General features: G+C 44.2%; 10 protein-coding genes. 8 read left to right on the top strand and 2 right to left on the bottom strand.

What is annotated here, in order from left to right; genetic code table 11:
- The first annotated feature begins 353 nt into the window (after positions 1 to 353).
- The 5 genes from B3763_RS06990 (at position 354) to B3763_RS06970 (ending at position 3,984) form a co-directional block, all read left to right on the top strand.
- Complete coding sequence (locus B3763_RS06990; protein WP_286745139.1) at positions 354 to 1,040, top strand: hypothetical protein; 687 nt, start codon at positions 354 to 356, stop codon at positions 1,038 to 1,040.
- A gap of 107 nt (positions 1,041 to 1,147) precedes the next feature.
- Positions 1,148 to 2,671, top strand: a complete 1,524-nt coding sequence (locus B3763_RS06985) for an arylsulfatase (protein WP_286745138.1) — start codon at positions 1,148 to 1,150, stop codon at positions 2,669 to 2,671.
- Positions 2,672 to 2,679: 8 nt separating this feature from the next.
- Positions 2,680 to 3,102 carry a DUF1801 domain-containing protein gene (locus B3763_RS06980; RefSeq protein ID WP_286745136.1) on the top strand — a complete coding sequence of 141 codons (423 nt, stop codon included), beginning with the start codon at positions 2,680 to 2,682 and terminating at the stop codon, positions 3,100 to 3,102.
- Positions 3,095 to 3,556 carry a VOC family protein gene (locus tag B3763_RS06975; protein ID WP_189629736.1) on the top strand — a complete coding sequence of 154 codons (462 nt, stop codon included), beginning with the start codon at positions 3,095 to 3,097 and terminating at the stop codon, positions 3,554 to 3,556. Before B3763_RS06980 ends, B3763_RS06975 begins: the two co-directional genes overlap by 8 nt.
- A gap of 77 nt (positions 3,557 to 3,633) precedes the next feature.
- Positions 3,634 to 3,984 (top strand): hypothetical protein, encoded by a 351-nt coding sequence (locus tag B3763_RS06970; protein ID WP_286745134.1) that lies wholly within the window; start codon positions 3,634 to 3,636, stop codon positions 3,982 to 3,984.
- Here the strand turns inward: B3763_RS06970 and B3763_RS06965 are convergent.
- Both B3763_RS06965 and B3763_RS06960 read right to left on the bottom strand, forming a co-directional pair.
- The gene (locus B3763_RS06965) at positions 3,981 to 5,300 is read right to left on the bottom strand and encodes an ABC1 kinase family protein (RefSeq protein WP_286745133.1); all 1,320 of its coding nucleotides are present in this window, start codon (positions 5,298 to 5,300) and stop codon (positions 3,981 to 3,983) included. The genes B3763_RS06970 and B3763_RS06965 overlap by 4 nt on opposite strands.
- Before the next feature lie 9 nt (positions 5,301 to 5,309).
- Positions 5,310 to 5,975, bottom strand: coding sequence for a TetR family transcriptional regulator C-terminal domain-containing protein (locus B3763_RS06960; RefSeq protein ID WP_189629733.1), 666 nt, complete (start codon positions 5,973 to 5,975; stop codon positions 5,310 to 5,312).
- Positions 5,976 to 6,153: 178 nt separating this feature from the next.
- Between B3763_RS06960 and B3763_RS06955 the strand changes: the two genes are divergently transcribed.
- From B3763_RS06955 to B3763_RS06945, 3 genes are read left to right on the top strand one after another with little or no spacing between them, the layout of a single operon-like run.
- Positions 6,154 to 7,071 carry an ABC transporter ATP-binding protein gene (locus B3763_RS06955; protein ID WP_286745131.1) on the top strand — a complete coding sequence of 306 codons (918 nt, stop codon included), beginning with the start codon at positions 6,154 to 6,156 and terminating at the stop codon, positions 7,069 to 7,071.
- The gene (locus B3763_RS06950) at positions 7,071 to 7,847 is read left to right on the top strand and encodes an ABC transporter permease (protein ID WP_189629731.1); all 777 of its coding nucleotides are present in this window, start codon (positions 7,071 to 7,073) and stop codon (positions 7,845 to 7,847) included. Before B3763_RS06955 ends, B3763_RS06950 begins: the two co-directional genes overlap by 1 nt.
- Positions 7,848 to 7,863: 16 nt before the next feature.
- A complete protein-coding gene (locus B3763_RS06945; RefSeq protein WP_286745130.1) occupies positions 7,864 to 8,457 on the top strand; it encodes a hypothetical protein in 594 nt (197 codons plus the stop codon).
- Positions 8,458 to 8,633 lie beyond the last annotated feature (176 nt).

Genomic DNA, 8,633 nt, shown 5'->3' with positions numbered 1-8,633 from the left:
GGCTTCGTTGTACTGCCCCTGATTCAAAGCTTCGTTTCCTTTAATGAAAAACCTACCCGCCTTGTCTTGATCAGAGTCGCAAGCCACTAATAGACTCACTAGTACAATTAACTGAAATACTTTCTTCATGCCTTTGGAGGGGCAAATTACACCTTAGCTCCTGCTCATACAATGTAAAGTTGAATAAAACTGTTTGGTGTAGGCGAACAAAACATAGCGGTTTGTGCATTCCGTGTCTTAGACGCAAAACCCTGCAATTAGCAGAGTTTCTATTCACACAGTATAATTTAAATTATCCTCTAAAAAATAAAACTTTGGCCTTATTTTTGAGACAAATGCGCCAAACTACTGCTATGAAAAACTTACTGATTCTACCTGTTCTGCTTGTTGCATTATCCGCTTCCGTTGTTGCCCAACAACAAAAACTTCAACTTACGGTCACCCATTCAGATACTTCTATAACTGATCAAAAGAAGAAACCTCTTATTGAAATACATTTAGGAAACGAAAAACTTCTGCTCTCTCCATTGGCCCGGCTAGACCAAATTGATCAGGAGGCCATAAAGAGCATAACCGTATTGAAGGGACAATCGGCCACGGCTCTGTATGGAAATGCAGCAAAGAATGGGCTCATTCAAATATGGTTGAAAGACAACCCTGAAACACGAGCTTATTTTAACGTTGAAAAAGGAAGGCGCTCCCATCTACTGGAAGTAGATCCTGTTTTAGGCAATGCCTCTGAACCCCAAAGTATTACGAATCAAAGCGAGGCCAAAGTGCAAGTAAGAAGCCACATAGAAAACCCGGCCATGGAAGATGTTGCTTTTTTGGTGCGATATGGCAATGAAAGTTATTTACTGACATCCAACGACAACATAGACTCCATTGGCCCGGAAAACATTCAAACTATTGAGGTAATTAAACAAAAACAAGTACTCGAAATTTATGATCTGGAAAATAAAAAAGGCCTTATCATTATTAAGCTAAAGAAAGGAAAAGACAGTAAAAACATTTTTAAAGCCTTGAAAGGCAACAACTAGCCGCAACCTAATTTTCCGGGGCTTTATTGACAACCACCGGTCCAAGGCCCTGTTCATCAAGAAAATAATTCGAATCGTTTTTCTATTTTGGAGAAACGATTTTTTCTATGCCTTTACGCTACGCTGTCCTATTCTGCTTTTTCCTTACTATCGCCTGCACTAAATCTAGGGAGCAAAAACCGCCTAACATATTGCTAATTATGGCCGATGACCTTGGCTATGGCGAACTGGGCAGCTATGGTCAGCAGGTGATTCAAACTCCCCATTTGGATGCACTGGCCAAAGAAGGCACCCGTTTCACCAATTTTTATGCAGGCTCTCCCGTGTGTGCACCCTCACGCTATGTACTGCTCACCGGCCGGCATACGGGCCATGCCTTTATAAGAGGTAATGACGAATGGACAGAACGTGGAGATGTTTGGAATTATAAAGCGGCCATAAAAAACCCTGAGCTCGAAGGTCAACGTCCCATCCCTGCTTCTACCCTGACCATGGGGGAAGTATTACAATCGGCAGGCTACCAAACGGCTCTGGTAGGCAAATGGGGGCTAGGAGCTCCAAATACAGAAGGCACACCTAACCGGCAAGGGTTCGACTATTTTTTCGGATACAACTGTCAGCGCCAGGCACACAACTTATATCCCGTTCACTTGTGGGAAAACGAACTTAAGGTTGCCCTGAACAATGACACGGTGCCTCCAGGCACCAAGCTAACTGCAGAAGCCAACCCATACAATCCGCAAGCTTACGATGCCTTTACTCAAACGGACTATGCACCGCAAAAAATGCAGGAGAAAGCACTTGAGTTTATAAAAAACAGAGATAAAGAGTCTCCCTTTCTCCTTTACTATGCCAGCCCTCTCCCCCACGTACCACTACAGGTGCCACAGCCATATGTAGAAAAGTACCGAGACATTATTGGCGAAGAAGAACCTTACCTGGGCCAGAATGGGTACTTTCCCCACCCCTATCCGAAGGCCGCCTATGCAGGTATGATCAACTACTTGGACGATCAGGTGGGAGAACTCGTTGCATTATTGAAGCAAGAAGGTATTTACGAGAACACCTTAATTATTTTCACCAGCGACAATGGCCCAACCTATGCGGGAGGAGTAGACCCCGAATACTTTAATAGTGCGGGGCCATTCCCCAACGCTTATGGTCGCACCAAGGGTTTTACATACGAAGGTGGCATTCGTGTACCACTTATTGCCTCATGGCCGGGACATATTCCTTCAGAATCCATATCTCAACACATCGGTGCTTTTTACGATCTGTTGCCCACAATTAGCGAACTGGCTGGCGCAGTTATACCCCAAACCGATGGAAAAAGCCTTGTTCCGGTGCTTTATGGCAAGCAAGCCAAAAACACTCACAACTTTCTGTACTGGGAATTTCCGAGTTATAATGGCCAACAGGCTGTACGTATGGGCCGATGGAAGGGCATTAGAAAAGACATGATGGAAGGCAACTTAGCCATAGAACTGTATGATTTGGAAAACGACCCGGCTGAACAGCATAATCTGGCTAATAAACACCCCGATATTGTGGAACGGATAAGAAAAGCAATGGAAGAGGCACATGAAGAGCCTGAAATAGCTAAATTCAAAATCCCTGTACTGGATAAATAGTAGAACCAATGGGCAAAAACGAAAACAAAACCACAGAAAACAACGCCAGCGTTGATGCATTTCTAAATTCGGTAAAAGACGAAAAGAAACGTGCCGATAGTTTTGCCATCAAAAACATGATGGAGCGAATAACCGGCAAACCAGCAAAAATGTGGGGCACGGCCATTGTTGGTTTCGATGTATACCACTACAAATATGACAGCGGCCGGGAAGGTGACTTTATGAAAGTGGGCTTCTCGCCACGCGCCCAAAATCTGACCCTCTACATAATGCCCGGCTTTGAGCGGTACGATTCCCTAATGAAAAAACTGGGGAAATATAAAACCGGAAAGTCATGCCTGTACGTAAAAAGGCTGGAAGATATAGACCTGGAGGTATTGGAACAACTTATTCAAGAATCGTACGATTATATGACCAAAAAATATGGATAAGATAAAGCACAAATTAATTCCCGTTCTGTTCTTTATTTCAACAGTGGCTGTATCGCAGATACATGCCCAAACACAAACCCAATTCAATCACCTGGCCATAGTGGTCAAAGACCTACAGCAAAGCAAAGATTTTTATGCCAAAGCCCTCGGCTTTAAGCCCATTGAAGACCCAACGGGCAATCCTTTAATTGACTGGATGGGCAACAGTCGCGGCCAGCAAATTCATATGCTTCAGGGCGATATGAGTGCCATACAATTGACCAAATCATTCCACCTTAGTTTAGCGGTAGAAGCTCTCATGCCCATTATCAACCGACTCAAAGAACACCAAATACCCTACGAAAGCTGGGAAGGCGAGGCGGGTAAAGTAACCATCAGACCCGATGGTGTAAGGCAAATCTACATTCAGGATCCGAACGGCTACTGGATAGAAATAAACGATGACTGGAAATAGCTTAGGCGTATCCCCTATTTGCTCCTAATTTTTGAGAGGCAGGTAGGGTAGTTTGGCTTTGTCTGGTATAAGTTGCAATGATGAGCAGACTTTTCACCTATCTCTTGGCAGCTTGCCTGTTTGCCCTATGCCTTTTCAGCTATCAACTTGTTCCAGACAATCTTTCCGATCAGTTTTTGGGCATTGTAAAACGCAACCTGAAAAAGGAACGCAAGGAGCTGCTAGAAGACATGAAAGAAATAAGCAAACAAGGGCTTATTTATTTTGAGATATACGATGAAGCAGGCCAACTCATTACTACGCTAAAGCAGCCCATTGACTTTGAACACGAGAAGCTCAAAAAGCTGGAAAACCTAAACTTCACCATAAAGTCGGTAACAGCCAGTAGCCTTTTAGGCTCCATTTCCCTTCCTTCCAATTTACCTTAAGCCACTACACGGGCAGCCCATTCAGGTTTAGTAGTCTTCACCCTGGCCTTCAATTCATTAAGAATATTATATAGTCCAAAATAGGTTCGGTTTATATACAAACCATCCCGGGCTCCTCTGGCCTTTTCAGACGCTCTGAATTTCTTGGATTCAGAAATTACTTCTCCCATCTCAAAAATCTGTCGAAAGTATGTATCGTCACCAAAATCGAATTCGTCCTGATGAAACGGTTTTCCCAACAAGCCCATCATATCTTTCACAACACCTGAGAAATAGGCCTTGTCCTCAGCCGTATCATCGTCATAAATAAACTGAAGTTCCTTGAATCGGTTTTCCAGCTCATTGTCGGCCGTAAGTATATCTTTTCGAATAAGGCTAAAGTAAGGGTCATAGAACCGATCGGGAATCACCTTTACACAACCAAAGTCAATTACACCCAGTGTACCCTCGTCATCAATTATAAAATTACCGGGGTGCGGGTCGGCATGAACCTGCCTGAGGGTGTGAATTTGAAAGTCATAGAAATCCCACATAGCTTGTCCCACTCTGTCGCGGGTGGCCTGATCGGGGTTAGACTTAATAAACTCCTTCAACACTTTGCCTTCCATCCAGTCCATGGTAATAATTCGATCGGCCGAAAGATCGGGGTAATATCTGGGGAATTTTAGGTTAGGAATATGCGAACAAGCCTCAGAAATCTCCATAGATCGTTCTACTTCCAGATGGTAGTCGGTCTCTTCCAGCAACTTGGTTTCTACCTCCTCCATGTAATGATCCAGGTCTCGTTCGTTCAGGTTCATTAGGCGCACGGCAAACGGACGTACCAGCTTGAGGTCGGACTTTACCGAATTGGCCACTCCAGGATACTGAATTTTTACGGCATACTTATGGCCGTCTCGGGTTGCCTGGTGTACCTGGCCGATAGAGGCCGCATTAACAGCCGACTTGGTGAATGTATCGAAAATCTCCATCGGATTTTTCTGAAAATACTGCTGAAAAGTCTTTACTACCAACGGGTAAGAAAGTGGTGGCGCACTGTATTGAGCCATGGAGAATTTGTCTTGATAAGCGGCTGGTAACATATTCTTATCCATGCTCATCATTTGCGCCACTTTTAGTGCACTACCTTTCAATTCACTTAGTGAATTGTAGATATCTCTGGCATTATCGGCATGCAATTCTTCTTTTCCCAGAGAAGGGTTAATGGCCTTCTTTGCATAATGTTTTACATAATTGCTCCCTACCTTGGCTCCGGTAGTCACAAATTTGGCAGCACGCTGCACCTTAGAGGTAGGTATTTTAGATTGTTCTTTCATGAACTGGAATTAACGGTTCTGGAATAAAAACTTGCCAAAGTCTACTATGGCATCGAGCGGGCCCCGCCCCAAAAGATCAAAGGCCAGGTTTACAGACTTTTCAATAGCGGCATCGGTCTTTTCAAAAGCTTTGCTTTCATCCTTAATCCAAAATCCGAGCACAAATAGAAATTGCCACCAAAGCGCTTCGTCATATCTTTTACCAATCAACGGACGGCTTTGTACCTCTTCTGTTTCTTCACCTTCTAGCAACAACTCTCCTACCCATTCTTTAAAGCTCTTTCGTACGGTTGTGAGGTAGTATGGAGTAAGTTCAGGTCTTATTTTGCGCGGCACCGTTTGCAAAATGTAGCTACGATTAGTTTTAAGTAGCTCTATAAATGTGTAGAAGAAAGCCAACATTTTTTCGCGTACCGAATATTCATCATATACCGGGTCGGTCTTTAGCGTGTCTACTGTTTGTCTGAACCAATGCAACCAAATATCTTTTTCAATGCTTTCGAACGAGTTATAGTGGTTGTAGAAGTCTTCTTCCTTAATTTTTACCGACTTAATGAACTGGTAAATTGAAGCCGGTGCCTTGCCGTGTTCCAGCACATGACCAATGTAGCCGTCCCTTATTTTCTGGTCTGGCGACTTTTTTGAGGTAGCTTTTGCCGCTTTTGATTCTTCCATGCCTCACTAACACCAGTTATATGAAAAAGGTTGACGATTTAAGCCGAATGTGTCCTTTAAAACACAGTTTTTTTATTACCTCCTCTGGTGGATAGGACTAAGCCGTTTGTGTTTTTGGCTGGTCTTTGTTACCCAAGTGCTTCATCGGTTCGTCATTCTGTCAAATCAGCCATTTTTTATGGAGTCATACAGCATAGAAACCCGGGAGCTCAATTTTTACTTTAAAGACTTTAAAGCCCTGAGCAATGTTAGCCTGCAAGTACCCACAGGTAGTATTTTTGGATTTTTAGGCCCCAACGGAGCAGGCAAAACCACAACCATTAGAATTTTACTCGACCTTTTTCATGCGCCAGGTGGTAGTGTAAAACTTTTTGGCAAGAGTTATGAAACAGCCCGCAGTGCTATTCTAAAACAGGTAGGTGCGCTTATTGAAAACCCCAGTATTTACAAACACCTCACCGGCCGCCAAAATCTGGAGGTAATTAGAAGAATGGTGAACGTTCCTGTATCCAGGATAGACGAGGTGCTCAGGATTGTTCGCCTTGTTGATAATGCCGACAAAAAAGCCAAGCATTACTCTCTGGGTATGTGTCAGCGGCTAGGCTTAGCGGCTGCCTTACTGACTGATCCGGAATTACTGATTTTGGATGAGCCCACCAACGGCCTGGATCCCAGTGGGATTATAGAAATGCGGGAGTTAATTATTCGCCTTAATCGCGAACATGGGAAAACCATTTTCCTTTCCAGCCACATACTTTCAGAAATTGAAAAGCTGGCCACAGACGTTGCAATTATTGATCAGGGAGAGGTGCTTTACCAGGGCAAGTTGGACGGACTCCGTCAAGGATCCCAGCTAACAGAGCTCAAGGTAGAGCTCAACCATGTGGCCACCGCTGTTCAGGTACTCAAAACCGGCAACTTCACCATTTCCGAACAAAACGGGCAGTCACTGATCTTACCCATTCAATCCCGGCAGGAGATTGCGCATGTAAATAAGCTGTTGGTAGATGCCGGCCTGGAGGTATACGGATTGAGCACAACAGCTCAAAATCTCGAATCGATATTTCTTAATCTCACTAAAAAACTTGATCAGTAATGGCCATTCTAGCATTGAAAAAAGGTATTTCTGCAGAAATATATAAGTACCGAAGCACCTTTGTATTTTGGTTCGTTTTGTTGGCCCCGGCCTTTATTCCGGCCATAAACCTCATTGCCTTTTTAAGAAGAGGCGATGCCATTGTTGCCCGGGGTGGTACGGCCTGGGAAAACCTGATGCAGTTTAGCAGCGGACCTGCCAACTTTCTGTTTCCCTTCTTTGTGATTATAGTAGCACTCTTTGTGAACACCATAGAATCTAACTCCAACACATGGAAACTCATTTATGCTCAGCCGCTTTCCCGACTGAATGTGTTCTGCTCCAAAATGCTGGTGTATATAGCCATGTTGTTTTGCAGCCTAATGCTCTTTGGTCTAATGACCTACGCTGTTGGTTGGCTGGTGCACCTGGCCAATCCTGACCTGGGTTTTGCCGATCCGTTTAATCTGTGGCATTTGCTTGGCAATTGTTTTACCATCTTTCTGGCCACACTGGGCTTTGGATCCATACACTTTTACTTAAGCCAGCGCACCAAAAACCTTATTCTACCCTTAGGTATTGGAGTAGGTGGCATTGTATCGTTTATGATTCTGGTGCAAGGATGGGAATATGCCAGGTATCACCCCTACGGTTATCATGTATTGTCTTCCGGGCCGGTTGGTACCGAAAACTTTAGCCTCTGGAGCCACATGGAACCGGTGTACCTAAGTCTGGCTTTGGCCGCGGTGGTCTTTTCCATTGCCGCCATTGATACGCAGCGTAAACGAATTATTTAGCATTAACCTCAGCCATATGATAGCTCTTTTCCAAAAACATCAGCCCAGACTAATCATTGTTGTTCGATTTTTTTTAGGGCTTACTTTCTTCAGTTCCGGCATGGCCAAACTGTATTTCGAGCATAGTTTCCCCGGTTTTATTGGCCCTGTTTGGTTAGAAGATGAACTTTCGACCTACGGGCTTGGGCTATATGCCCGGTTTATTGGAGCCAGTCAGGTAACCATAGGTTTGCTACTCCTTACTCAGCGTTTTGCCACCCTTGGCGCAATTATGTGTTTGCCCATGATCTCGAATATTTTCATGGTTACGGTTTCTCTTGGCTGGCAGGGCACTCCTTATGTCAACGCCTTTCTTATTGTTCTTAATCTGTGGCTTTTGATTTATGACTACCCCAAGCTGAGATTCATCTTTGCCGAAAGGCATATGGCTACCCGTGAGATAAGTACCCGAAGAAGTAACCCCAAAGCGGACCTGATTTGGGCCATTGGCATTTTGACTGTTCTTGCCAGTATACCTCTCTCCTATGTACACCTGGAAATAGCCTGGGGACTATGTGCACTAGCTTTGGGAGGTATTGCCTGGAACCAGTTAAGGAAAAAGAAAAAATAATTAGCGAACAGCGGAAACATTCCCAACGACAAATCGTCCTACTAATATCCCACACGTGGGATAACATACATCCAAATCGTGCCCTGGCTGCTTGCAGCTGGGGTTTTTTTGTTTATTAATTAACCTGAGTTAGATGTAACGAAGTAGCAAAATATCCCCTCTTAGGACGTCATTGC

Source organism: Roseivirga sp. UBA1976, from assembly GCF_002336325.1.
Lineage (GTDB): Bacteria > Bacteroidota > Bacteroidia > Cytophagales > Cyclobacteriaceae > Roseivirga > Roseivirga thermotolerans.
Note: the sequence above shows the minus strand (reverse complement) of the source record. Positions and strands in the feature narration are given on the sequence as shown.